The sequence below is a fragment of the Pseudomonas sp. ADAK7 genome (assembly GCF_012935675.1).
GTDB lineage: Bacteria > Pseudomonadota > Gammaproteobacteria > Pseudomonadales > Pseudomonadaceae > Aquipseudomonas.
Genome location: NZ_CP052861.1, coordinates 5,029,900 through 5,053,900 on the forward strand (window position 1 = coordinate 5,029,900; position 24,001 = coordinate 5,053,900).

Below are 24,001 nucleotides of genomic sequence, written 5' to 3' on the forward strand. Positions count from 1 at the left end.
CCCCACCCGAGAAGGTGACGGTCAACGGTTGGGTGTTCTACACCTCTACCGCGTTGATCCTGTTGTTGACCGCCATTCTGATCATCGCCCCGCAAGAGGCGGGCAGATTGCTCGGCATTGCCCAGGCCTGGTTATCCCGCAGCTTCGGCTGGTACTACATGGTGGTGATCGCCGCTTACCTGGTGTTCGTGGTCGGCCTGGCGTTCTCGTCCTACGGCAAACTCAAACTGGGCAGCAAGGACGACACCCCGGACTTCAGCTACGGCGCCTGGGCGGGGATGCTGTTTTCGTCGGGTATCGGCATCTCGCTGCTGTACTTCGGTGCTTCCGAGCCGCTGGACCACTATTTCAACCCGCCGGAAGGCGTAGCCGGCAGCAACATGGCCGCGCGTCAGGCGGTGCAACTGACCTTCTTGCATTGGGGCCTGCATGGCTGGGCGATCTACGCATTGGTCGGTCTGGCCGTTGCTTACTTTGCTTACCGTCATAACCAGCCGCTGGCATTGCGCTCGGCGCTGTATCCGCTGGTGGGCGAGCGTTGGGTCAAAGGCGCGGCCGGGCATGCGGTGGACGGCTTCGGCATGTTCGTGACCCTGCTGGGGCTGGTGACGAACCTGGGGATCGGTTCGCTGCAAGTGTCCTCGGGGCTTGAAAACCTGTTCGGCATGGAACACAGCAACACCAACCTGCTGATCGTGATCATCGTGATGAGCACCGTGGCGACCATCGCGGCCGTGTCCGGCGTGGAGAACGGCATCCGTCGTCTGTCCAACCTCAACATCGTGCTGTTCAGCGGCTTGCTGATTTTCGTGCTGCTGTTCGGCCCGACGTTGCACCTGCTCAACGGCTTCGTGCAGAACATCGGCGACTACTTGAACGGTGTGGTGCTGAAGACCTTCGATCTGTATGTGTACGAAGGCGACAGTGACAAGTCCGACCGCTGGTTGGGCCTGTGGACCCTGTTCTACTGGGCGTGGTGGATTTCCTGGGCGCCATTCGTAGGCATGTTCATCGCGCGTATTTCCCGTGGTCGCACGGTGCGTGAACTGGTGGCCGGCGTATTGCTGATCCCGCTGGGCTTCACCCTGGCGTGGCTGTCGATCTTCGGTAACTCGGCCCTGGACCTGGTGATGAACCATGGGGCGGTGGAGCTCGGGAAGACGGCGCTGGAACAGCCATCGATGGCGATCTACCAGTTGCTGGAGCATTACCCGGCGTCGAAGATTGTGATCGGCGTGTCGATCTTTGTCGGTTTCGTGCTGTTCCTGACCCCGGCGGATTCCGGCGCGGTGATGATGGCCAACCTGTCCTGCAAGGGCGGCAACGTTGATGAAGATGCGCCGCACTGGTTGCGGATCTTCTGGTCGGCGGTGATTACCCTGGTGACCATCGGCCTGCTGTTTGCCGGTAACTTCGAAGCCATGCAAACCATGGTGGTGCTGGCCGGTCTGCCGTTCTCGGTGGTGCTGGTGTTCTTCATGTTCGGTTTGCACAAGCAGATGCGCCAGGATGTGCAGGTCGAACAGGAGCAAGCGGAACTGGCCGCACGCGGTCGTCGTGGTTTCAGCGAGCGCTTGACCCAGCTGGACCTGCAACCGAACCAGTCGATCGTGCAGCGCTTCATGGACAAGCAAGTCAGCCCGGCGCTGGAAGATGCGGCGGTGCAATTGCAGGCTCAAGGCCTGGAAGTGCAGACCTTGCTCGGTAAATCCAAGCGTTGCATGGGCCTGCGGATCGAGATGGAAGAGGGCAACCCTTTCGTCTACGAAGTGAGCCTGGACGGCTACCTGGCCGCAGCGAGCGAGACGGTGTCGGCCGAAAGCGCCGATGAACCTCGCGCACGCTACTACCGCGCCGAGGTGTACCTGCACAACGGCAGCCAGGACTATGACCTGATGGGCTTCGCTCAGGATCAGATCACCCGTGACGTGCTCGATCAGTTTGAAAGCCATCGGCAGCTCCTTGGCCGTGTCTATAGCTGAGACTTGAGGTGATGCGGTAAAGCTGTTGTGGCGAGGGAGCTTGCTCCCGCTTGAGTGCGTAGCACTCACAAGTTTTTGGGGTTGCTTCGCAACCCAGCGGGAGCAAGCTCCCTCGCCACAGTTGTCAGCATTCCAAGCCAAATATCTGCACTAACAAAAACGCCGCGATCCTCTCGCGGCGTTTTTGTGTCTGTTGCCTTAACCCAGGTTCTTGCCGAGCAGTGCGTGGTACAGCTCGCTGTCGCCGAGGATCCCCACCACTTTGTTGTTGTCGTGCAGCACCAGTTTGTTGCCGGTCTGGTAACGAATCTGCAGCGCTTCGCGCATGCCAATGTTGGAGTCCACCAGCGTTGGCCGACGACCCAAGCCTTCAACCGATTGCCCAGGCGCCCAGTTCTGCAAGTCCATGCTCGCACCGTTCTGGCGTGCGCCCTTGATGGTGTTGCCTTCGGCCAGGTCCAGCCACGAATCGCCGCCCGGATCCAGGCACACCGAACCGTTGATGCGTTTGCAGTTGTCCAGCGTGCGCATCAGGCTGCGACCGCACAAGACATTCAGCGGATTGGTGTGGGCGACGAAGGTCCGCACGTAATCGTCCGCCGGGTTCAGCACGATCTCTTCCGGCACGCTGTACTGCACGATGCGCCCGTCTTTCATGATCGCAATCCGGCTGCCGAGCTTCAGCGCTTCATCAAGGTCGTGACTCACGAACACGATCGTCTTGTTCAGCTTGCTTTGCAGTGCCAGCAACTCGTCTTGCAGGCCTTGGCGAATCAACGGGTCAAGGGCCGAGAACGGTTCGTCCATCAACAGAATGTCGGCGTCCATCGCCAGCGCGCGGGCCAGGCCCACCCGTTGCTGCATACCGCCGGAGAGTTCGTCGGGCTTCTTGTTACGCCACTGGGTCAGGCCCACCAGCTCAAGCTTGTCGTCCACCAGTTTGCGCCGCTCTTTCTCTGGGCGACCCTGCATTTCCAGGCCGAAGCTGATGTTCTCGCGAACGGTCAGCCACGGCATCAGGGCGAACTTCTGGAACACCATCGCGATGCGCTGGGTGCGCATCATTTTCAGTTCTGCCGGGGTACAGGAAGCGATATCGATCTGCTTGCCTTCGTGCTCGACGAACAACTTGCCACGGCTGACCGTGTTGAGGCCGTTGATGCAGCGCAACAGGCTGGATTTGCCGGAGCCGGACAGGCCCATCAGTACGCAGATTTCACCTTTTTCGACGTCCAGGCTGGCTTTTTCAACGCCGACGATCTGCCCGGTCTTTTTCAGGATCTGGTCGCGGGTCATGCCCTGGTCGAGGAGTTTGAGCGCCTCACGCGGATCTTTGGCGAAGATCACGTCGACGTCTTCGAAGCGAATAATGCTCATGCGTCACCCCCTACTTTAGCGTCGGGTTGTTTGCAGATACGGTCGAGCATGATCGCCAGCAGTACGATTGCCAACCCGGCTTCGAAGCCCAGGGCGATATCGGCGGTGTTCAGTGCGTTGACCACAGGTTTGCCCAGACCGTCGGCGCCCACCAGTGCGGCGATCACCACCATCGACAACGACAGCATGATGCACTGGGTGATACCGGCCGCGATGCTTGGCATGGCGTGGGGCAGTTCGATGCGCGAGAGCAGCTGACGGCGCGAGCAGCCAAAGGCTTTGCCGGCGTCCATCAGTTCTGCGGGAACATCACGGATACCCAGGTAGGTCAGGCGGATAGGCGCGGCAATCGCGAACACCACCGTCGAAATCAGACCCGGGACCACGCCCAGCCCGAAGAGGGTCAGGGTTGGAATGAGGTACACGAAGGTCGGTACGGTCTGCATCAGATCGAGCACCGGCCGCATCAGTGTGTAGAACATCGGTTTGTGCGCGGCGACGATGCCCAGCGGCACGCCGATGACCACGCAGACCAGGGTCGCGAAGAGCACCTGGGCGAGGGTTTCCATGGTTTCCTGCCAATACCCCAGGTTGAGGATCAGCAGAAAGGAGGCGATGACGAAAACGGTCAGCCCCCACTTTCGTTGAATGAAATGTGCCAGTAGCGCGATGAGGCCGATCAATGCCAGCGGGTTGAACCAGGTCAGCGCAAACGTCACGCCGTGGATCATCGTTTCCAGTGTCACGGCGATTGCGTCGAAGGTGCTGGCGCCGTGTTGCGTCAACCATTCAACGAAGCCCGCGATGTACTGGCCTAAGGGGATTTTCTGATCAATCAGCATGGTAGTGAACGTCCGCATGCAAGGAAATAAACAGCCCGGGCGGGGCAAGCCCACCCGGAGTAGCGATTACTGCGCGAGCTTGGCTTTCACGGCCTCCAGGCCTGGTTTACCGTCAATGGTGGTCACGCCAGCGAGCCAGGTATCGAGCACCTGTGGATTCTTTTTCAGCCAGGCCTTGGCAGCTGCGTCAGGCTTCATCTTGTCGTCCAGGATGTTGCCCATCAGCGAGCTTTCCATGTCTACGGTGAATTCCAGGTTTTTCAGCAGAGTGCCGACGTTGCTGCATTCCTGGACGTAGCCCTTGCGGGTGTTGGTGGCTACCGTGGCCGCACCGAAGTCCGGGCCAAAGAAGTCATCGCCACCGGTCAGGTATTGAATCTTGAAGCGTTTGTTCATCGGGTGCGGTGCCCAGCCGAGGAAGACCACGGCGGTATCGCGTTTCTGTGCGCGGTCGACCTGGGACAGCATCCCCGCTTCGCTGGACTCGACGACTTTGAAGCCGGCGGTTTTGAGGCCGTAGGCGTCCTTGTCAATCATGGTCTGGATCAGGCGGTTGCCGTCGTTGCCTGGCTCGATACCGTAGATCTTGCCGTCGAGTTCTTTCTTGAATTTGGCGATGTCGGCGAAGTCATGCAGCCCTTTGTCGTACAGCGCTTGCGGCACGGCGAGGGTGTACTTGGCGCCTTTGAGGTTGGTGCGCACGACGTCAACGGTACCGGCATCGCGGTAGGCCTTGATGTCGTTTTCCATGGTCGGCATCCAGTTACCGAGGAACACGTCCATGTTCTTGCCATCGGCCAGGGACTTGTAGGTCACGGGCACGGAAATCATGGTGGTCTTGGTTTTGTAGCCCAGGGCGTCGAGTACAACGCTGGTGGTCGCGGTAGTCGCGGTGATGTCGGTCCAGCCGACATCAGAGAAGTTTACGGTGCTGCACTGAGCGGGTTCTGCGGCTTGAGCCAGTAACGGCAAACTCAGCATGGCGGCCAACAACAACGACGGGGAACCTTTCATGGGTGGACTCCTTGGTGTTTTTTTTGGCAGTGTTCCGACTGGACCACCGCACTTATAGGTTGCGGTTGGTGGCGTTTTTTAAGACAGCTCTACCACGGCGCCTTGCAATCGAGTCGATACGATCATGTACCAGTGAAAATCTGACGCCTACAGGGGGCGTCGTAACCAGTACAGGGATGGTCGCATCCAGTGTCAGTGACGTCGTTTACAGCTTTTTTCTGCCCTGTTTGCCGCTCTGAACCGCAAAAAAACGGCGAAAACGCAGCGTCGACGACCCGCGGCGTTGTTGGACATGAGTGCGTCGGTGTGAGACGTCGAACGACACCGCAAAAGCCTGATGATGCGGCCATCTCGGCGGATTGCAGCTTGAGCGTAGCAGCTCCGTCACTGGGCGCTTTTGCGCCTGGAGTTGGTACATCCAGGAGTTCGGCAGTAATGGCTATCAGCGTTTTCGACCTGTTCAAAATCGGCATTGGCCCTTCCAGTTCGCACACCGTCGGCCCGATGCGGGCAGCGGCGTTGTTCGTGCAAGGTTTGCGTGAGCAGGGTCTTTTGGAACAAGTAAGGCGTGTCGAAGTTCAGCTTTACGGGTCGTTATCGGCCACCGGCATCGGTCACGGCAGCGATAACGCCGTGATCATGGGCCTGATGGGCGAGTGGCCGGACGCGATCGATCCGTCGAAGATCGGCCTGCATATCGAAACCCTGCGCGAAACCCACACCTTGTTACTCGACGGTCGCTTGTCGGTGCCGTTCATCTGGGCTCGCGACATGCGCCTGATCGACGAGAACCTGCCATTTCACCCGAATGCCATGACATTAATTGTAGAAGGCGATCACGGGGAGCTGCACCGCGATACCTACTATTCGATTGGCGGCGGTTTTGTCGTCGATGAGGCGCAAGCGTCCAGTGGCGTTGTGGATCTGGATCGCACCGTTTTGCCGTATGACTTCTCCAGTGCGGTTGAACTGCTTGAGCTGTGCCAGAAGCACAATCTGCGCGTGGCCGAGCTGATGCTGGCCAACGAGAAGGTCTGGCGCAGCGAGGACGAAATCCGCGCCGGCCTGATGAAACTCTGGCGTGCCATGCAGGATTGCGTCGACCAGGGCCTCAAACACGAAGGCATCCTGCCCGGCGGGCTGAATGTGCGCCGGCGTGCCGCCAAGTTGCACCGCAGCCTGCAAGAGCTGGGTAAGCCCAACGTGATCGGCTCGACCTTGAGCGCGATGGAATGGGTCAACCTGTTCGCCCTGGCGGTCAACGAAGAAAACGCAGCCGGTGGGCGCATGGTCACGGCGCCGACCAACGGCGCGGCGGGGATCATTCCGGCGGTGTTGCACTACTTCATGAAGTTCAGCGAAGTGGTGACCGAGGCCAACGTGGTCGACTATTTCCTCAGTGCGGCAGCGGTGGGGATCCTGTGCAAGAAGAACGCGTCGATCTCCGGTGCCGAAGTCGGTTGCCAGGGCGAAGTCGGCTCGGCGTGTGCCATGGCGGCGGCGGGGTTGGCGGAGATTCTCGGCGCCACGCCCGAGCAGTTGTGCAACGCGGCGGAAATCGGCCTGGAACACAACCTCGGCCTGACCTGCGACCCGGTCGGTGGGCTGGTGCAGGTGCCGTGCATCGAGCGCAATGCGATTGCCGCGGTGAAAGCGATCAATGCCGCGCAGATGGCGTTGCGTGGCGATGGTCAGCACTTTATCTCGCTGGATCGGGTGATCCGCACCATGCGTGATACCGGCGCGGACATGCATGACAAATACAAAGAGACATCGCGCGGCGGGTTGGCGGTGAGTGCGGTGGAGTGTTGAGACCGCTCAACTCTCTGGTGAAAAGAGTACTTGTGGCGAGGGAGCTTGCTCCCGCTCGGCTGCGCAGCAGCCGCAAAATCAGCAAATAAGGTCTATTTGGAGGGTAGCGGTTGCAGGTTTTCAGGGCCGCTTCGCGCCCCAGCGGGAGCAAGCTCCCTCGCCACAGAAAGAAGTGTTTACCTTGGCAGACCAGTCAAAACTGCGCGCTAATTGAACACCGCCCCAAAAACGCGCCACCTTTTAGCGCGTCGCTTACAGACAAGCGCACTATCCGAGATCCAGGATCCAAGTTGGCCATTACCGCCTGTCACCTGTGCTTGTGGTGACACTCTGCTCCAGCACCTCGCAGCCCTTGTTCCCACAAGTGCTACCGATTTGCTCACACCCCGCAACACAGCGCATTTGCCCGCCTTGATGGCACTTATAACCCCCACTCTGCGCACGGCTTATATAGACACGCCGCGACGTCGTTTTCAGGAGTTATTGAACGCCCATTCAATTTTAGGCATGGCAATTGCTCTGTCATTACAAAGCCCGTCTCCCACGCGAGAACGATGGCAATAACAAGAGCCTCCGCCTGAGGCCATCACCCGCTTTGTGTGAGGAGATACCGCGATGACGACGTTCAACTCCGGGGCTCAACCCCAGAACCGTGCGCCTCAATCCATCGGCTTTCTGCTGCTGGACAATTTCACGCTGATTTCTCTGGCCTCCGCAGTAGAACCCCTGCGCATGGCCAACCAATTGTCCGGCCGCGAGTTGTATCGCTGGACCACACTCACCGTCGACGGGGGCCAGGTCTGGGCCAGTGACGGTCTGCAAATCACCCCCGATTGCTCCATGCACAAAGCGCCGTCCATGGACACCATCATTGTCTGCGGCGGTATCGGCATCCAGCGCACCGTTACCCGCGAACACGTGTCATGGCTGCAAAGCCAGGCGCGTCAGTCCAAGCGCCTCGGCGCCGTGTGCACCGGCAGTTGGGCCTTGGCCTGCGCCGGTCTGCTGGACGGCTTCGATTGCAGCGTGCACTGGGAATGCCTGGCCGCTATGCAGGAAGCGTTTCCACGTGTGGCCATGAGCACCCGCTTGTTCACCCTCGACCGTAACCGCTTCACCAGCTCCGGCGGCACCGCGCCGCTGGACATGATGCTGCACCTGATCAGCCGCGATCACGGCCGTGAACTGTCGGCGGCGATTTCGGAGATGTTTGTCTACGAACGCATCCGCAACGAACAGGATCACCAGCGCGTGCCGCTCAAGCACATGCTCGGCACCAACCAGCCGAAGTTGCAGGAAATCGTTGCGCTGATGGAAGCCAACCTGGAAGAGCCGATCGACCTCGACGAACTGGCGGTGTACGTCGCCGTTTCCCGTCGTCAGCTCGAGCGGTTGTTCCAGAAATACCTGCACTGCTCGCCGTCGCGCTACTACCTGAAACTGCGCCTGATCCGCGCCCGGCAGTTGCTCAAGCAGACGCCGATGTCGATCATCGAAGTGGCATCGGTGTGCGGGTTTGTTTCAACGCCGCATTTCTCCAAGTGCTACCGCGAATACTTCGGCATTCCGCCGCGTGACGAGCGTGTAGGGTCGAATACCACGCAACAGGTGGCGATGATGCCGCTACCGCAAGCGCTGGTGCTGTCGCCGTTGTCCGGGCCGTTGTCGGCGTTGAGTCAGGCGCGCAATGAGTCGACGTTTGCCAGCGTAAGGCTCTGACACAGATCGTTCCCTCGCTCTGCGCGGGAATGCCTCAACGGACGCTCCGCGTTCGGCCTTTTGGGACGCGGAGCGTCCCGGGCTGCATTCCCACGCGGAGCGTGGGAACGATCACTGGAAGCCCCCTCGCCACGAGTCAGGCGCTACGCCTTCTGCTGATACTCCGCCAGAGCGGGCAGTAGCTGCTTATCAATCGCCTGGCGCACCGCCGGCAGGATGGTCGCGCTGCTGGTGTACATCTGCTTGACCATAGTGCGCAGCACGATCGCCCGCTCATCGTTCAAGCCTCGCACCGCACACTCGCATGCCTGCTCGGCGGTAGCGCCGTTCGGCACTGGAAAACCCAACGATTTCAGCTGGCCCAGCAGGTCTTCCTGGTCAATCAAATCGGCGTACATCATGACGCAATCCTTCTTCAGGGAACGGTGTCGTGGCTCGATTCTGGTAGGGGTGTCGTGCATCGGCAAGGACGATTTGTCGCAATGGCCGCGATACCTATGAACAGGTCGTTTTCGGCTAACTTGCGAAGAGGGGGAGTAGGCACACTGGATTCAGCTGGCTTCACGAAGGTTTGGTCACCCTCGCGCAACGGCTCCTCAACAGTACCTTGTGCCCCGATCCTGTCACGGCTTGATCGGGGCTTTTTTTTGTCTGGGAATCAGGTGGGGATGTGTTGTTTGGGCTGACGCCTTCGCGGGCAAGCCTCGCTCCCACAGGGATAGGCGATCCCCTGTAGGAGCGAGGCTTGCCCGCGAAGAACGATGACGCGGTCTAGCGTTGCAACACCAATATCCGCGACAACAACTCATCCCGATCCACATAACAGCCCTGGAAATGCCGGGCGCCGGTGGCGGGGTCGAAGGCGTTGCGGGCGTGGAGGGTGCGGCGATTGTCGAAGCACCACAACTCACCGGGATTGAGCCGCTGCATCAGGCGAAACCGCGCCTCGCGGGTCATGGCAATAAACCGTCGATACGCCCGATATAGCTTGGGCATGTCGTCGATCGAAGCATCGAATGGCCCGCGCAGGAAGTTGGCCAAGCGGATCTCCGACACCTGGCCCAACGCATCCAGCGCGATGATCGGCGCCAGGCAGCGGTAGTCGCTATGGCGGTCCTTGTTGCGGAATTCCACGGGGATTTCACACAGGGCCTTGAACGACTCGGGATCTTCCTCGCGCAAGGCGTGGGCAATGGCAAAACCATCGACGAAAATACTCTCGCCACCCTCGGCGTCATTCACCAGGCAATGCAGGAATTGCAGCCCCGGTTGCAGCTCCCGGGTCGGCAAGTCGCTGTGCAGCGGCAGGTTGAAAGCGGTGTAGGCGTTGCTGTCGGCATCGGCTTTGGATTGCACGTTGAACAACACGCCGAAATTGCTCTCGCGGATAAAGGAAATGCGCTGGGCGATCAGCTTTAGCGAGCCGGGTTCGGTGGGCACGCCGCGGACCTGGGTCAGGCCGATATCCCGTACCGCCAGCAGCCATTGCAGCAGGGCATCGTTGTCGTTCATCAGTGCCTGATAGTCGAACACCGGCAACCGCAGATCGCTGTTCCACAGCTTGGATTTGGGCTTGCCGGCCCGCCGTTCGGCGCGGGATTCGTCGTCGTAGGCATGGGCCCGCAACCAGCCCGGATCGAAGCGGCTGAGGTGGCCGTCCTGCCAGTCAACACGCAGGCAACCATCGGCTTCGAGATGCGCGGCACTGGGTACCAGGTCTTCAGCGACATCGACGATTTCCAGCACCTGTTCGCGGGTCACGCTGTAGACACACAGCGGGCACGGGCAGTTATCCCGCAGCCATTGGTGATGAAAGGGGCTGACGCGGCCATCGGCCCAGGTCACTTGAACCCGGTCCGTCAGGGTGTGCACGGCGGACAAGGCGCTGATCAACGGGTAGCTGCGGAAGTCGGCAAAAGCGGCGGCGGTGTTCATGGCGATCTCCTTGTTATTTTTTGGGCGGTAGTGCGATCACTCGGCCGACGTAGTCAGGGGTTGGCAGGTCGGTTTGTTCGGCGACGATGGCTTGCAGCTTGCCTAGGGTCTCTTCGCTGAACGGCGCGGAACGCGGCCCGGCGAGGTCGACGTGCAGCAGCATTTGTTCGTTGCCGGCCAGTTCCTTGTCACCGCCGACCAGGTGCAGGCTGTGGTAGAGGTGCAGGCGCTTGCTGTCGTGGGCGATGATTTGCGTGTGCACTTCGACATCGGCGTCGAGCTTCACTTCGTGCAGGTAGTTGAGGTGCAGTTCGAGGGTGAACAACGAGTTGCCGCTGGCTTCGCGATTGTTGCTGTCCATGCCCAGGCGATCCATCAGCGCGTCGGTGGCGTAGCTGAAGATCAGCAGGTAGAAGGCATCGCGCAAGTGCCCGTTGTAGTCGACCCAGTCGGGGATGATTTTGGTTTGGTAGGTGGTTAGAGCGGGCATGGTTGGGGTTCCGGCAGGTGGATGATCGTTCCCACGCGCAGCAAAGGAACGCAGCCCGGGACGCTCTGCGTCCCAGACGACGTGACGCAGAGCGTCACAGGATTCATTCCCACGCGGAGCGTGGGAACGATCAGTGCGCAGTTTTAGTCGGCAAACGCCATCCCATGCTTCTCTTTGGTGGTCTTCACCGCCTCCAGCACCGCCAGCAGGCAATCATCACGATAGCGCTCCAGCGCCGAGATGCTGTGCGTGCCCAACTGATCGCTGGTGCCGTCGACCACATCATCAATCAACTTGTCAGTCAGCTCCGGCGCCGGCAGATACGTCCATGGCAACTGCAACGCCGGGCCGAACTGCGCCATGAAGTGCCGCATCCCGGCATCGCCGCCCGCCAGGGTGTACGTCAGGAATGTCCCCATGAACGACCAACGCAGGCCCGCGCCAAAACGAATCGCATCGTCGATTTCACCGGTAGTCGCCACGCCGTCATTCACCAGGTGCAGCGCCTCACGCCACAGCGCTTCGAGCAAGCGGTCGGCAATGAAGCCCGGCACTTCCTTGCGTACATGCAGCGGACGCATGCCCAAGGATTCGTAGACTTTGATTGCCGCTTGAATGGCTTCGGGCGCGGTGTTTTTGCCGCCCACCACTTCCACCAACGGCAACAGATAAACCGGGTTGAACGGATGCCCGACCACGCAGCGTTCCGGGTGGGTCGACCCTTCGTAGAACTCGCTCGGCAACAGCCCCGAGGTGCTGGAACCGATCAGGGCATTAGGCTTGGCCGCCGCGCTGATTTTGCCGTGCAGTTCCAGTTTCAGTTCGAGACGTTCCGGGGCACTTTCCTGAATGAAATCCGCATCGCGCACGCATTCTTCAATGGTCGCGACAAAGCGCAGGCGATCTTGTGAAGCGCCGGGGGCCAGGCCTTGTTTCTCCAGCGCGCCCCAGGCATTGGCGACCCGCTTGCGCAGCGCCGCTTCGGCACCGGGCGCCGGGTCCCAGGCCACCACGTCGAGGCCGTGGGCGAGGGCGCGGGAAACCCATCCGCTGCCGATGACACCGCTGCCCAGCGCGGCGAAGGTTTTGATTTCGGTGATAAAGCTCATGGCGACTTCCTAAGAATTTTGGTGATCCCTGTAGGAGCGAGGCTTGCCCGCGAAGAGGCCGGTACATCCGACGGATCTCTTCCGGCAGGAATGCCGCCTTCGCGGGCAAGCCTCGCTCCTACAGGTTGTGTGTGGGGGGGTTAACCGCGCTTGGTCAGGCCCATTTTTACCCGGCCTTCCGCCGGCGTCATGACCCGGGCGCCGAGGCGGCTGAGGATTTCGCTGGCGCGTTCGACCAGTTGGCCGTTGGTCGCCAATACGCCTTTATCCAGCCACAAGTTGTCTTCCAGCCCGACCCGCACGTTGCCGCCCAGCAGCACCGCTTGTGCGGCCATCGGCATCTGCATGCGGCCGATGCCGAACCCGGCCCAGACCGCGTCGGCCGGCAGGTTGTCGACCATGGCTTTCATGGTGGTGGTGTCGGCCGGCGCGCCCCACGGGATGCCCAGGCACAGCTGGAACAGCGGGTTGTCGAGCAAGCCTTCCTTGATCATCTGCTTGGCGAACCACAGGTGACCGGTGTCGAAGATTTCCAGCTCGGCCTTCACGCCCAGCTCTTGAATGCGTTTGGCGCCAGCCCGCAGCTGCGCCGGAGTCGAAACGTAAATCGTGTCGCCATCGCCGAAGTTCAGGGTGCCGCAATCGAGGGTGCAGATTTCCGGCAGCAGTGCTTCAACGTGGGCTAGACGGGTCAGCGGGCCGACCAGGTCGGTGTTCGGGCCGAACTCCATCGGGTTCTCGCCGCCGCCGATTTCCAGGTCGCCGCCCATGCCGGCGGTGAGGTTGACGATAATGTCGACGTCCGCCTCGCGGATGCGCTCCATCACTTCGCGGTACAGCGCCACGTCACGGCTGAATTTGCCGGTTTCGGGGTCGCGAACGTGGCAGTGGACCACGGTGGCGCCAGCCTTGGCGGCTTCTACGGCGGCGGCCGCGATTTGTTTCGGGGTGACCGGCACATGTGGGCTTCTGGCGGTCGTGTCGCCAGCACCGGTGAGTGCGCAGGTGATGATGACGTCGTGGTTCATTTAGCGATTCCTTACAGGCGTGATGAGTCCGGACGCAGCCCTTTACGGGCTGCGTATCGGCGATTCAGTGCGGTTTTATTTACTGGTCAATGACAGGTTTTCAGCTGCTGGTTTGCCATCGAAAGTCGTCACACCTTCGAGCCAGCGTTGCTTGTCTTGCGGGTGATCTTTGAGCCATTGCTTGGCCGATTCGAAGGCGTCCTTGTGATCCAGCAGCGGCTGCATCATCCGGCTCTCGTCTTCGGCGGTGTAGGTCAGGTTGCTCAGCAAACGGCTGACGTTCGGGCATTGCTGGGCGTAGTTCGGCGCGGTGACGGTCCAGACCGTGGCCATGCCTTCGTTCGGCCCCAGGGCGTCTTCGCTGCCGGTGAGGTAAGTCATCTGCACGTTGACGTTCATCGGGTGCGGCGCCCAGCCGAAGAACACCACGGCTTCCTTGCGGCGCACGGCGCGGTCCACGGCGGCGAGCATGCCGGCCTCGCTGGACTCGACCAGTTGGAACTTGCCGAGGCCAAACTGATACTTGGCGATCATCGCCTTGATCTGGGTATTGGCACCCGAGCCAGGCTCGATGCCGTAGATCTTGCCGCCCAGTTCTTTTTCGAACTTGGCGATGTCGGCGAAGGTTTTCAGGCCCTTGTCGGCGAGGTAAGTCGGGACGGCGAGGGTGGCGCGGGCATCTTTGAGGCTTGGCGCTTGCAGTACCTTGACCTGGTTGGCCTGGACGAACGGGGTGATGGTCTGGGTCATCAGCGGGTTCCAGTAGCCCAGGAACAAGTCCAGGCGCTGGTCGCGGATCCCGGCGAAGATGATTTGCTGGGACGCACTGGTTTGTTTGGTGTTGTAGCCGAGGCCATCGAGCAATACCTGAGTCATGGCGCTGGTGGCAATCACATCGGTCCAGTTCACTACGCCCATGCGCACGTTCTGGCACGCGGCGGGGTCGGCGGCCATGACACTGGCGCTCAAGAAAGCGGTACCGCTGAGTGCAAGAACACAGCTGCTGATCAGTCGTTTCATGGTGGGTTCCTCGGCAGGTCGTTATTGTGGGTCCCGGCATCTTCGTGCGCCGGTGATGACCAAGTTACGCAGCTAAGCCCCTGTCCAAGCGCACTACGGCGACCAGCTCTTGCACTGCAGCGACCTGCGCTCTTGAATGCTGGCGACAACTGGCGTATCAACGTCCACACGCTTCCCGACCTTTCGTTACCTGCCAGTCGAGTGCGCTCCATGTCCCAGGATTTCTACTTCATGCTGATGCCGGGTTTCTCGGCCATCGGTTTTATCTCGGCCATCGAGCCGCTACGGGTCGCTAACCGCTTTCGTGGCGAGCTGTATCGCTGGCATGTATTAAGTGCCGATGGCGGCGCGGTTCTGGCCAGTAACGGCATGTCGGTCAACGCCGATGCGGCACTGGAACCGCTGAAGAAAGGCGCGACGCTATTAGTCGTCGCCGGTTTCGAACCACTGAAATTCGCCACTCCCGCGCTGGAGCACTGGTTGCGCCGACTGGACAACGAAGGCGTGACCCTCGGCGCCATCGACACCGGCAGCTTCGTCCTCGCCGAAGCCGGCCTACTCGACGGCCATCGCCTGACCCTGCACTGGGAAGCCATCGACGCGTTCAAGGAGTCCTATCCACAGCTCAGCGTCACCCAGGAACTGTTCGAGATCGACCGCCGCCGCATCACTTCCGCCGGTGGCACCGCCTCCATCGACCTGATGCTCGACCTTATCGGCCAGGCCCACGGCCCGGAACTGGCGATTCAGGTCAGCGAGCAGTTCGTGCTCGGGCGCATCCGCCCGCGCAAGGATCACCAGCGTATGGAAGTCGCCACGCGTTATGGCATCAGCAACAAGAAGCTGGTGCAGGTGATTGGCGAGATGGAGCAACACAGCGAACCGCCGCTTAGCACGCTGGAGTTGGCGGAATCGATCAAAGTGACGCGGCGACAGTTGGAGCGGTTGTTTCGCCTGCACCTGAACGATACGCCGAGTAATTTCTACCTGCGGTTACGGCTGGAGAAGGCTCGGCAATTACTGCGGCAAACCGATATGAGCGTGCTGGAGGTAAGCATCGCTTGCGGGTTTGAATCACCGTCGTATTTCACTCGCAGTTATCGGGCGCGGTTTGAGCGGTGTCCGCGGGAGGACCGGCGTACCGCCAAGGCATGATCGTTCCCACGCTCTGCGTGGGAATGCCGCCAGGGACGCTCCGCGTTCCGCTTCGGGATGTGACGCAGAGCGTCACGGGATGCATTCCCACGCAGAGCGTGGGAACGATCAGTGGATGGGTTTACTTCTTCATCAGCGCCGAACATGCCGCTTTATAAGCCTCATGCTGATACTTGTTCAGCGTCCCCGGCAGTTCGAAGTTGTGCTTTTTGGCCTGGGCATTGATCGTCTGCGGCGACAACAACGTCACCTCGCAACTCTCCAGCAACTGAAAAATCCCCTCGATCTTGAACGTCGTCGGCCCACCGGCAAACTCACCCTTCTTGCTGCGCTTCTTGATTGCAATCCGGTCAATGGAATTCTCCCGCACAAACGACGCGACCTGAGCGGCGAAGACTTTCACGTTCGCGGCCTCGTCATCATCGTCCAGGGCGATTTTCTTGGTGGCCAGGGCAACGTGGCTCAAGGCCTGACCGTCGAGAGAGGCCACGGCGATGATCGCTTCGCTGCCTTTGATTTCGATGCCGCAGATGTTCATTGGATATTCCTTAACGAGCTGATGGCGGACAGCTTACAACTCAAGCTGAGCGGCGTTGATGCCAAATGCGGCGGCGATTTTTTCGCGGGTTTGCTTGCGGGGCTTCGAAACGCTTTCTAGCTCGGCAAAGGCCGATTGTGAAACACCCATGCGTTCGGCAACTTCATCCTGAGTAAGGTTCAGGTGTTCGCGCCAGGCCTGAACAGGGAGGGTGCCATCGACGATGCGGGTGACCACATCGTGGGGAATCATATTGTTTTCCATTACTGCCTCACTCCTGCGAAATCGACTCCAAAAACTCCGACCGCTCATCACTCATCCGCGCCACGCAATCATTCTGCGCAATGGTGAATGCCTTGCTACCACTCGTCGCCGGGAACGCTTCCACCGCGCAATCGGCATCGCGAGTCTTCAGCCACTGCTGCTGGGCGACCTTGAGCTTTTCAGTGATGTCGCTCAGTTGCGCCTTGTTCTTGGCGTAAACCGACTGCAGGCGTTCGTTCAGGCCCTGGTAGTTTTCTTTGAGCAGATCTTCGGCAGTGGTTCTGCTGTAGGCCGAGCATTCCAGGGTCTGGACGTCGTTTTCGACTGAGTCGCAGGGGTTGTTGTCGGACTCTTCAGCCGCCTGTACGCCGGTTGCTATCAGTGCCAAAGCCAGGAAGATCGATTTCATTGCGTCGCCCTAAATCCAGTAAGCATCCAGTGATGCGTCGAATTCTGGCCCATGCGCAGGCCCTTGAACAGGTGCGCGATCACTCCCGGCGACGACCCTTTGTCGCGGATTGACGCTTTCGGCAAACCCCCTGTCGTTTTTGCACCCGGCTGCCCCGGTCCTCAGGCATATGCTGGCCCCAAAGCGCCGGCACACGATTCGGCGCATGAATCGCTAATAGGGGACAGCCTGATGAGCCCAGCCGAATTGCACGCCGACAGCATCGTTATCGACGGGCTGATTATCGCCAAGTGGAACCGCGAGCTGTTTGAAGACATGCGCAAGGGCGGTCTGACTGCGGCCAACTGCACCGTGTCGGTGTGGGAGGGCTTCCAGGCCACCGTCAATAACATCGCCGCCAGCCAGAAGCTGATCCGCGAGAACAGCGACCTGGTGATTCCAGTGCGCACCACCGCTGATATCCGCAAGGCCAAGGAGCAGGGCAAGACCGGCATCCTCTTCGGCTTCCAGAATGCCCATGCGTTTGAAGACCAGATCGGCTATGTCGAGGTGTTCAAGCAGCTCGGCGTCGGTATCGTGCAGATGTGCTACAACACCCAGAACCTGGTGGGCACCGGTTGCTACGAGCGCGATGGCGGCCTGTCGGGCTTCGGTCGTGAAATCGTTGCCGAGATGAACCGTGTTGGCGTCATGTGCGACCTGTCCCACGTCGGCTCCAAGACCTCCGAAGAAGTCATTCTCGAATCCAAGAAGCCGGTCTGCTACTCCCACTGCCTGCCGTCGGGTCTGAAAATCCACCCGCGCAACAAATCCGATGAAGAACTGAAGTTCATCGCCGATCACGGCGGTTTCGTCGGCGTGACCATGTTCGCGCCGTTCCTGGCCAAGGGCATCGATTCGACCATCGACGACTACGCCGAAGCCATCGAATACACCATGAACATCGTCGGCGAAGACGCCATCGGCATCGGCACCGACTTCACCCAGGGCCATGGCCAGGACTTCTTCGAATACCTGACCCATGACAAGGGCTACGCCCGCCGCCTGACCAGCTTCGGCAAGATCATCAACCCGCTGGGCATCCGCACCGTCGGCGAGTTCCCGAACCTGACCGAAACCCTGCTCAAGCGCGGCCATTCCGAGCGCGTGGTGCGCAAGATCATGGGCGAGAACTGGGTCAACGTCTTGAAAGACGTCTGGGGCGAGTAAACCCAGGCTAAAAACGATTCCTGTTGTAGCAGCTGCCGAGGTACGAGGCTGCGTTGCGGTCCGCAGGACCGCTCTCGGGGGCCGCTTCGCAGCCCAACGCAGCCTCGTACCTCGGCAGCGGCTACGCAAAACACACAACGAATTTTTCTGGAGTTAAGTTTCCATGGCCAAGATCGCCCCGCAATTGCCAATCGAAGTCGACAGCGAAACCGGTGTCTGGACCTCCGACGCCCTGCCGATGCTGTACGTGCCGCGTCACTTCTTCGTCAACAACCACATGGGCATCGAGGAAGTGCTGGGCGCTGACGCCTACGCCGAAATCCTCTACAAGGCCGGCTACAAATCCGCCTGGCACTGGTGTGAAAAAGAAGCCGAATGCCACGGCCTGGAAGGCGTCGCGGTGTTCGAGCACTACATGAAACGCCTGTCGCAGCGCGGCTGGGGCTTGTTCAAGATCCAGGACATCGACCTCGACAAAGGCACCGCCAGCGTCAAGCTCGAACACTCGGCGTTCGTCTACGTGTACGGCAAGGTCGGGCGCAAGGTCGACTACATGTTTACCGGTTGGTTTGCCGGCGCCATGGATCAGATCCTGGAAGCCCGCGGCAGCAAGATCCGCACCGTTGCCGAGCAAGTCTACGGTGGCTCCGAAGAAGGCCACGACGACGGCCTGTTCACCGTCAAGCCGTTGTAAGTCGAGGAACCCGCCATGGCTTTCGAAGCAATGTTCCAGCCGATCCAGATCGGCAAACTGACCATCCGCAACCGCGTGCTCAGCACCGCGCACGCCGAGGTCTATGCCACCGACGGCGGCATGACCACCGACCGGTACGTCAAGTATTACGAAGAGAAAGCCAAGGGCGGGATCGGCCTGGCGATTTGCGGCGGTTCTTCCAGCGTGGCCATCGACAGCCCGCAAGGCTGGTGGAAGTCGGTCAACCTGGCTGACGACCGGATCATTCCGCACTTCCAGAACCTGGCCGATGCCATGCACAAGCATGGCGCCAAGATCATGATCCAGATTACCCACATGGGCCGTCGTTCCCGCTGGGACGGCGAGCATTGGCCAACCCTGCTGTCGCCGTCGGGCATTCGTGAACCGGTGCACCGCGCGACCTGCAAAACCATCGAACCGGAAGAAATCTGGCGGGTGATTGGCAACTACGCCAGCGCCGCAGCGCGGGCCAAGGCCGGTGGCCTGGACGGTATCGAGCTGTCGGCGGTGCACCAGCACATGATCGACCAGTTCTGGAGCCCACGGGTTAACAAACGTACCGACGAATGGGGCGGCAGCTTCGAAAACCGCATGCGTTTCGGCCTGGAAGTCCTTAAAGCTGTTCGCAAAGAAGTCGGCCCGGATTTCTGCGTCGGCATCCGTCTGTGCGGTGATGAATTCCACCCGGATGGCTTGTCCCATGAGGACATGAAGCAGATCGCCAAGTACTACGACGACACCGGCATGATCGACTTCATCGGCGTCGTGGGTTCGGGGTGCGACACCCACAACACCCTGGCCAACGTTATCCCCAACATGAGTTATCCACCGGAGCCATTTCTGCACTTGGCCGCTGGTATCAAGGAAGTGGTCAAGGCCCCGGTCCTGCACGCGCAGAACATCAAGGACCCGAATCAGGCCACCCGTATTCTGGAAGGCGGCTACGTCGACATGGTCGGCATGACCCGCGCCCACATCGCCGACCCGCACCTGATCGCCAAGATCAAAATGGGCCAGGTGGACCAGATCAAACAATGCGTCGGCGCCAACTACTGCATCGACCGTCAGTACCAGGGGCTGGACGTTTTGTGCATCCAGAACGCCGCGACCTCCCGTGAATACATGGGCGTGCCGCACATCATCGAGAAATCGACCGGTGTGAAGCGCAAAGTTGTGGTGGTCGGTGCTGGCCCTGCGGGGATGGAAGCGGCGCGCGTCTCCGCTGAGCGGGGCCACGACGTAACCCTGTTCGAGAAGAAAGAATTTATCGGCGGGCAGATCACCACCGCGTCGAAAGCCCCGCAACGGGACCAGATCGCCGGTATCACGCGCTGGTTCCAACTGGAGCTGGCGCGTCTGAAAGTCGACCTGCGCCTGGGCGTGGCGGCCGATGCGGCAACCATTCTCGACCTGCGTCCGGATGTGGTGGTGCTCGCGGTTGGCGGTCATCCATTCCTGGAGCAGAACGAACACTGGGGCGCGGCGGAAGGCCTGGTGGTCAGCAGCTGGGACATCCTCGACGGCAAAGTAGCGCCGGGCAAGAACGTGCTGGTCTACGACACCATTTGCGAGTTCACCGGGATGTCGGCCGCCGACTTCCTCGCCGACAAGGGCAGCCAGGTCGAGATCGTCACCGACGACATCAAGCCAGGCGTAGCGATTGGCGGCACGTCGTTCCCGACCTACTACCGCAGCATGTACCCGAAAGAAGTGATCATGACCGGCGACATGATGCTGGAGAAGGTCTACCGCGAAGGCGACAAGCTGATCGCGGTGCTGGAGAACGAATACACCGGCGCCAAAGAGGAGCGGGTGGTGGACCAGGTCGTCGTCGAAAACGGCGTGCGTCCGGACGAAGAAATCTATTACGCGCTGAAGGAAGCGTCGCGCAACAAGGGCCAGATGGACATCGAAGCCCTGTTCGCGATCAAGCCGCAGCCATCGCTGAGCCAGGCGGGTGACGGCTACTTGCTGTTCCGCATCGGCGACTGCGTGGCCCAGCGCAACACCCACGCGGCGATCTACGACGCGCTGCGGTTGTGCAAGGATTTCTAAGTCGCTGAGCTGATCGTTCCCACGCTCCGCGTGGGAATGCAGCCGTGACGCTCCGCGTCACATTCGCAAGCGGACGCAGAGCGTCCGGTGAGGCATTCCCACGCAGAGCGTGGGAACGATCAATGAGTCCCGTGGGAGCTCCACATGTTGAACACCCTTCTTCCAATCCTGCTGTTCGCTGCCCTGGGCCTGGCTGTCCTCGGCGCGTTGCGGCGGATGAATATGTGGCGCCGGGGCCGGGCCTCGAAGGTCGACCTGATCGGCGGCCTGCTCGCCATGCCCAAGCGCTACATGGTCGATTTGCACCACGTCGTCGCGCGGGACAAATACATCGCCAACACCCACGTAGCCACGGCCGGCGGTGCGGTAGCGTCGATTGTGCTGGCGATCCTGGTCCACGGTTTTGGCCTGCAGAGTCGCATTCTCGGTTTCGCCCTGTTGATCGCCTCGGCGGTGATGTTCGTCGGGGCGATTTTCATGTTCCTGCGTCGTCGCAACCCACCGGCTCGCCTGTCCAAAGGGCCGTGGATGCGGTTGCCGAAAAGCCTGTTGGCGTTCTCGGCGAGCTTCTTCCTGTTGACCCTGCCGGTCGCTGGCATCCTCCCGGAAAACTTCGGCGGCTGGGTAGTGGCGGCGATTCTCGGCGTTGGCGTGTTGTGGGGCGTTAGCGAACTGTTCTTCGGCATGACCTGGGGCGGGCCGATGAAGCACGCCTTCGCCGGTGCGTTGCACCTGGCCTGGCACCGTCGCGCCGAACGCTTTGGTGGCGGCCGTTCCACCGGTTTGAAACCCCTGGACCTCAACGACCCGACCGCGCCGCTGGGCGTGGAAAAACCCAAGGATTTCACCTGGAACCAACTGCTCGGCTTCGACGCCTGCGTACAGTGCGGTAAATGCGAAGCCGCGTGCCCTGCGTTCGCCGCCGGCCAGCCGCTGAACCCGAAAAAACTGATTCAAGACATGGTGGTCGGCCTCGCTGGCGGCACCGACGCCAAGTTCGCCGGCAGTCCGTACCCAGGCAAAGCGATTGGCGAACACGCCGGCAATCCACATCAACCCATCGTCAACGGTCTGGTAGACGCGGAAACTCTGTGGTCCTGCACCACCTGCCGCGCCTGCGTCGAGGAGTGCCCGATGATGATCGAGCACGTCGATGCCATCGTCGACATGCGCCGCCATCTGACTCTGGAGCGAGGCGCGACCCCGAACAAGGGCGCCGAAGTCCTGGAAAACCTGATCGCCACCGACAACCCGGGCGGTTTCGCGCCGGGCGGGCGGATGAACTGGGCGGCGGATCTGAACCTGAATCTGATGAGCGAGAAGAAGTCAGTCGACGTGCTGTTCTGGGTCGGCGACGGCGCCTTCGACATGCGCAACCAGCGCACCTTGCGCGCCTTCGTCAAAGTGCTGAAAGCGGCCAAGGTCGACTTCGCGGTACTCGGTCTTGAGGAGCGCGACAGCGGTGACGTGGCCCGACGCCTGGGCGACGAAGCGACGTTCCAGTTGTTGGCCAAGCGCAACATCCAGACCCTGGCCAAGTACAGCTTCAACCGCATCGTCACCTGCGATCCGCACAGCTTCCACGTGCTGAAAAACGAATACGGCGCCTTCGACGGCAACTACCTGGTGCAGCACCACAGCACCTACATGGCCGAGATCATCGGCGCCGGTGCGCTGAACCTCGGCCAGCACAAAGGCAGCAGCGTGACTTATCACGACCCGTGCTACCTCGGTCGTTACAACGGCGAATACGAGGCGCCGCGTGAAGTGTTGCGCGCCCTCGGGATTGAGGTGAAGGAAATGCAACGCTCCGGTTTCCGCTCGCGCTGCTGCGGCGGCGGTGGCGGGGCGCCGATCACTGACATTCCGGGCAAGCAACGGATCCCCGACATGCGCATGGACGACATCCGCGAAACCGGCGCCGAACTGGTGGCCGTGGGTTGCCCACAATGCACGGCGATGCTCGAAGGCGTGGTCGAACCCCGTCCGTTGATCAAGGACATCGCCGAACTGGTGGCCGACGCATTGCTCGAAGACGCAGCACCGAGCAAGCCAAACACTCCGGCCAAACGTGAACCTGCGGAGGCCCACTGATGAGCGACATTATCCGCCGCGACCCCCGCGCCGAATGGATTGCCCGTAACCGTCTGCACCCGCTGCACGCGGCGATGCAACCGGCGCAACACAGCTGGATGGGGCCCAACGGCGTCATCCGCAAGAACCTGCATGGCATCGGGTTTATCGGCCCCAATGGCATCAAACGCATCGACCGCAGTGGCGCGCAGCAGGGCGGGGCGACTAAACGTTCAGCCGCTGTTGAAGTGCGATTGCCGCTGCATCAAGTGCCGGCACCGGCGTTCTACATCAGCGTGGTGCCGGACATGGTCGGTGGCCGCTTGAGCAGCCACGACCGCGACTTGCTTGGCCTCGCCCATCAACTGGCCGGCAAGGACGGCGCAGTGTTGGCCGTGGTCTTCGGCGAACACAAGGAAAACGCTTTCGCCACCGCAGGCGTCGATCGCTTGCTGGTGCTCGATGGCGAAGAATTCAACGGTTATGCACCGGAACAACGAGTCCAGGGTCTGCGGGCTGTGGATAACCAGTTCAATCCGCGTCATTGGTTGCTACCGGACAGCCGCAGCGGTGGTGGTGAACTCGGTCGACGCTTTGCCGCGGCATTGGGCGAACGCCCGGCCACGCGAGTCTGGCAGGTCAAGGATCAGGAGTGCATCGGCCGCGCGGGTGCAGGCCTGCAAGACCTTGCCCGGCCAGTGGCACGCTTGATTCTGGCCGCCGTCGAATGCGCCGAGCCGGTCAGCGAAACCCGTCATGAAGCGTTGCCGGTGGAGTTATCCACAGCCGTGGTGCGCAGCCTGTCGCGCATCGAAGATCTGGGCGCGGTGGCGGTGGACCCGGCGGCGATTCCGATGGCCGAAGCCGAGTTCATCTTCTCCGGCGGCAACGGGGTCAAGGACTGGGGACTTTTCCACAGGACCGCCGAAGCACTGGGGGCGACCGAGGGTGCGTCGCGGGTGGCGGTGGACGATGGCTTCATGGCTCGCGACCGTCAGGTTGGCGCGTCCGGCACTTGGGTCACCGCGCGGGTCTATGTGGCCGTGGGGATTTCCGGGGCGATCCAGCACCTGCAAGGCATTGGTGCCTGCGACAAGGTGGTAGCGATCAACCTCGATCCGGGCTGCGACATGATCAAACGGGCCGACCTGTCGGTGATCGGCGAGAGCGCCGAGATTCTTCAAGCCTTGATCGAGGCGATAGCGGCTTATCGCAACGACGCCAAGCGCGATGCGGCTTAAGGGAAGGAAAAGGT

Annotated in this window: 20 protein-coding genes and 1 pseudogene; 9 read left to right on the top strand and 12 right to left on the bottom strand. The window is 60.9% G+C overall.

From position 1 onward, the window contains the following. Window positions 1–32: 32 nt before the first annotated feature. On the top strand, window positions 33–1,982 hold the full coding sequence (locus HKK53_RS23090) for a BCCT family transporter (protein ID WP_237150807.1): 1,950 nt from the start codon (window positions 33–35) through the stop codon (window positions 1,980–1,982). Between the two features lie 198 nt (window positions 1,983–2,180). Here HKK53_RS23090 and choV read toward each other — a convergent pair whose 3' ends face one another. The 3 genes from choV to HKK53_RS23105 all read right to left on the bottom strand — a co-directional run bounded on the left by choV (window position 2,181) and on the right by HKK53_RS23105 (window position 5,215). Beyond that, entirely contained in the window at window positions 2,181–3,359 is a 1,179-nt protein-coding gene (choV, locus tag HKK53_RS23095) for a choline ABC transporter ATP-binding protein (RefSeq protein WP_169372734.1), read from the bottom strand. After that, a complete protein-coding gene (choW, locus tag HKK53_RS23100; RefSeq protein ID WP_169372735.1) occupies window positions 3,356–4,201 on the bottom strand; it encodes a choline ABC transporter permease subunit in 846 nt (281 codons plus the stop codon). Before choW ends, choV begins: the two co-directional genes overlap by 4 nt. Window positions 4,202–4,267: 66 nt before the next feature. Beyond that, window positions 4,268–5,215: a choline ABC transporter substrate-binding protein gene (locus HKK53_RS23105; RefSeq protein ID WP_169372736.1), complete on the bottom strand. Its 948-nt coding sequence runs from the start codon at window positions 5,213–5,215 to the stop codon at window positions 4,268–4,270. Window positions 5,216–5,650: 435 nt separating this feature from the next. Between HKK53_RS23105 and HKK53_RS23110 the strand changes: the two genes are divergently transcribed. Continuing rightward, window positions 5,651–7,027 carry an L-serine ammonia-lyase gene (locus HKK53_RS23110; protein WP_133835664.1) on the top strand — a complete coding sequence of 459 codons (1,377 nt, stop codon included), beginning with the start codon at window positions 5,651–5,653 and terminating at the stop codon, window positions 7,025–7,027. A gap of 615 nt (window positions 7,028–7,642) precedes the next feature. Next, window positions 7,643–8,746 carry a GlxA family transcriptional regulator gene (locus HKK53_RS23115; RefSeq protein WP_123513212.1) on the top strand — a complete coding sequence of 368 codons (1,104 nt, stop codon included), beginning with the start codon at window positions 7,643–7,645 and terminating at the stop codon, window positions 8,744–8,746. A gap of 143 nt (window positions 8,747–8,889) precedes the next feature. Here the strand turns inward: HKK53_RS23115 and HKK53_RS23120 are convergent, their stop codons facing one another. The 6 genes from HKK53_RS23120 to choX all read right to left on the bottom strand — a co-directional run bounded on the left by HKK53_RS23120 (window position 8,890) and on the right by choX (window position 14,328). Continuing rightward, on the bottom strand, window positions 8,890–9,147 hold the full coding sequence (locus HKK53_RS23120) for a hypothetical protein (RefSeq protein WP_169372737.1): 258 nt from the start codon (window positions 9,145–9,147) through the stop codon (window positions 8,890–8,892). A gap of 370 nt (window positions 9,148–9,517) precedes the next feature. Continuing rightward, window positions 9,518–10,681 (bottom strand): gamma-butyrobetaine dioxygenase, encoded by a 1,164-nt coding sequence (locus HKK53_RS23125; protein ID WP_169372738.1) that lies wholly within the window; start codon window positions 10,679–10,681, stop codon window positions 9,518–9,520. A gap of 13 nt (window positions 10,682–10,694) precedes the next feature. Continuing rightward, window positions 10,695–11,171: a thioesterase family protein gene (locus HKK53_RS23130; RefSeq protein ID WP_169372739.1), complete on the bottom strand. Its 477-nt coding sequence runs from the start codon at window positions 11,169–11,171 to the stop codon at window positions 10,695–10,697. A gap of 143 nt (window positions 11,172–11,314) precedes the next feature. After that, the gene (locus tag HKK53_RS23135) at window positions 11,315–12,280 is read right to left on the bottom strand and encodes an L-carnitine dehydrogenase (RefSeq protein ID WP_133835668.1); all 966 of its coding nucleotides are present in this window, start codon (window positions 12,278–12,280) and stop codon (window positions 11,315–11,317) included. A 140-nt stretch (window positions 12,281–12,420) separates the two neighbouring features. After that, a complete protein-coding gene (locus HKK53_RS23140; RefSeq protein ID WP_169372740.1) occupies window positions 12,421–13,308 on the bottom strand; it encodes a 3-keto-5-aminohexanoate cleavage protein in 888 nt (295 codons plus the stop codon). A 75-nt stretch (window positions 13,309–13,383) separates the two neighbouring features. Next, window positions 13,384–14,328, bottom strand: coding sequence for a choline ABC transporter substrate-binding protein (gene choX, locus HKK53_RS23145; protein ID WP_169372741.1), 945 nt, complete (start codon window positions 14,326–14,328; stop codon window positions 13,384–13,386). Between the two features lie 210 nt (window positions 14,329–14,538). On the opposite strand from choX, the gene HKK53_RS23150 reads away from it, so the two are divergent. Continuing rightward, window positions 14,539–15,483, top strand: a complete 945-nt coding sequence (locus HKK53_RS23150) for a GlxA family transcriptional regulator (RefSeq protein ID WP_169372742.1) — start codon at window positions 14,539–14,541, stop codon at window positions 15,481–15,483. 121 nt (window positions 15,484–15,604) lie between these two features. Here HKK53_RS23150 and HKK53_RS23155 read toward each other — a convergent pair whose 3' ends face one another. The 3 genes and pseudogenes from HKK53_RS23155 to HKK53_RS23165 all read right to left on the bottom strand — a co-directional run bounded on the left by HKK53_RS23155 (window position 15,605) and on the right by HKK53_RS23165 (window position 16,694). Then, complete coding sequence (locus tag HKK53_RS23155; protein WP_169372743.1) at window positions 15,605–16,021, bottom strand: DUF3010 family protein; 417 nt, start codon at window positions 16,019–16,021, stop codon at window positions 15,605–15,607. A gap of 33 nt (window positions 16,022–16,054) precedes the next feature. Beyond that, a pseudogene (locus HKK53_RS23160) lies at window positions 16,055–16,282 on the bottom strand (helix-turn-helix domain-containing protein); the annotation flags it as partial. A 10-nt stretch (window positions 16,283–16,292) separates the two neighbouring features. After that, entirely contained in the window at window positions 16,293–16,694 is a 402-nt protein-coding gene (locus tag HKK53_RS23165) for a lysozyme inhibitor LprI family protein (RefSeq protein ID WP_169372745.1), read from the bottom strand. Between the two features lie 231 nt (window positions 16,695–16,925). Here HKK53_RS23165 and HKK53_RS23170 point away from each other — a divergent pair, with 231 nt between their 5' ends. The 5 genes from HKK53_RS23170 to etfA all read left to right on the top strand — a co-directional run bounded on the left by HKK53_RS23170 (window position 16,926) and on the right by etfA (window position 23,987). Then, complete coding sequence (locus HKK53_RS23170; RefSeq protein ID WP_008033250.1) at window positions 16,926–17,903, top strand: dipeptidase; 978 nt, start codon at window positions 16,926–16,928, stop codon at window positions 17,901–17,903. 163 nt (window positions 17,904–18,066) lie between these two features. Next, the gene (locus HKK53_RS23175) at window positions 18,067–18,597 is read left to right on the top strand and encodes a DUF5943 domain-containing protein (RefSeq protein WP_005792152.1); all 531 of its coding nucleotides are present in this window, start codon (window positions 18,067–18,069) and stop codon (window positions 18,595–18,597) included. 15 nt (window positions 18,598–18,612) lie between these two features. Continuing rightward, window positions 18,613–20,673, top strand: a complete 2,061-nt coding sequence (gene dgcA / locus HKK53_RS23180) for a dimethylglycine demethylation protein DgcA (RefSeq protein WP_169372746.1) — start codon at window positions 18,613–18,615, stop codon at window positions 20,671–20,673. Window positions 20,674–20,817: 144 nt separating this feature from the next. Continuing rightward, the gene (gene dgcB, locus HKK53_RS23185; protein ID WP_169372747.1) at window positions 20,818–22,767 is read left to right on the top strand and encodes a dimethylglycine demethylation protein DgcB; all 1,950 of its coding nucleotides are present in this window, start codon (window positions 20,818–20,820) and stop codon (window positions 22,765–22,767) included. Then, a complete protein-coding gene (gene etfA / locus HKK53_RS23190) occupies window positions 22,767–23,987 on the top strand; it encodes an electron transfer flavoprotein subunit alpha (protein ID WP_169372748.1) in 1,221 nt (406 codons plus the stop codon). The genes dgcB and etfA overlap by 1 nt, the downstream gene beginning before the upstream one ends. Window positions 23,988–24,001: the final 14 nt, after the last annotated feature.

Excerpts from the sequence above, each read along its gene's own strand:
- HKK53_RS23110 (WP_133835664.1), top strand. The coding sequence starts at position 5,651 with ATGGCTATCAGCGTTTTCGACCTGTTCAAAATCGGCATTGGCCCTTCC.
- HKK53_RS23115 (WP_123513212.1), top strand. The coding sequence starts at position 7,643 with ATGACGACGTTCAACTCCGGGGCTCAACCCCAGAACCGTGCGCCTCAA.
- choW (WP_169372735.1), bottom strand. The coding sequence starts at position 4,201 with ATGCTGATTGATCAGAAAATCCCCTTAGGCCAGTACATCGCGGGCTTC.
- HKK53_RS23125 (WP_169372738.1), bottom strand. The coding sequence starts at position 10,681 with ATGAACACCGCCGCCGCTTTTGCCGACTTCCGCAGCTACCCGTTGATC.
- HKK53_RS23120 (WP_169372737.1), bottom strand. The coding sequence starts at position 9,147 with ATGATGTACGCCGATTTGATTGACCAGGAAGACCTGCTGGGCCAGCTG.
- HKK53_RS23105 (WP_169372736.1), bottom strand. The coding sequence starts at position 5,215 with ATGAAAGGTTCCCCGTCGTTGTTGTTGGCCGCCATGCTGAGTTTGCCG.
- HKK53_RS23155 (WP_169372743.1), bottom strand. The coding sequence starts at position 16,021 with ATGAACATCTGCGGCATCGAAATCAAAGGCAGCGAAGCGATCATCGCC.
- HKK53_RS23175 (WP_005792152.1), top strand. The coding sequence starts at position 18,067 with ATGGCCAAGATCGCCCCGCAATTGCCAATCGAAGTCGACAGCGAAACC.
- choV (WP_169372734.1), bottom strand. The coding sequence starts at position 3,359 with ATGAGCATTATTCGCTTCGAAGACGTCGACGTGATCTTCGCCAAAGAT.
- dgcA (WP_169372746.1), top strand. The coding sequence starts at position 18,613 with ATGGCTTTCGAAGCAATGTTCCAGCCGATCCAGATCGGCAAACTGACC.
- HKK53_RS23150 (WP_169372742.1), top strand. The coding sequence starts at position 14,539 with ATGTCCCAGGATTTCTACTTCATGCTGATGCCGGGTTTCTCGGCCATC.
- HKK53_RS23130 (WP_169372739.1), bottom strand. The coding sequence starts at position 11,171 with ATGCCCGCTCTAACCACCTACCAAACCAAAATCATCCCCGACTGGGTC.
- HKK53_RS23165 (WP_169372745.1), bottom strand. The coding sequence starts at position 16,694 with ATGAAATCGATCTTCCTGGCTTTGGCACTGATAGCAACCGGCGTACAG.
- HKK53_RS23140 (WP_169372740.1), bottom strand. The coding sequence starts at position 13,308 with ATGAACCACGACGTCATCATCACCTGCGCACTCACCGGTGCTGGCGAC.
- dgcB (WP_169372747.1), top strand. The coding sequence starts at position 20,818 with ATGTTGAACACCCTTCTTCCAATCCTGCTGTTCGCTGCCCTGGGCCTG.
- etfA (WP_169372748.1), top strand. The coding sequence starts at position 22,767 with ATGAGCGACATTATCCGCCGCGACCCCCGCGCCGAATGGATTGCCCGT.
- choX (WP_169372741.1), bottom strand. The coding sequence starts at position 14,328 with ATGAAACGACTGATCAGCAGCTGTGTTCTTGCACTCAGCGGTACCGCT.
- HKK53_RS23170 (WP_008033250.1), top strand. The coding sequence starts at position 16,926 with ATGAGCCCAGCCGAATTGCACGCCGACAGCATCGTTATCGACGGGCTG.
- HKK53_RS23135 (WP_133835668.1), bottom strand. The coding sequence starts at position 12,280 with ATGAGCTTTATCACCGAAATCAAAACCTTCGCCGCGCTGGGCAGCGGT.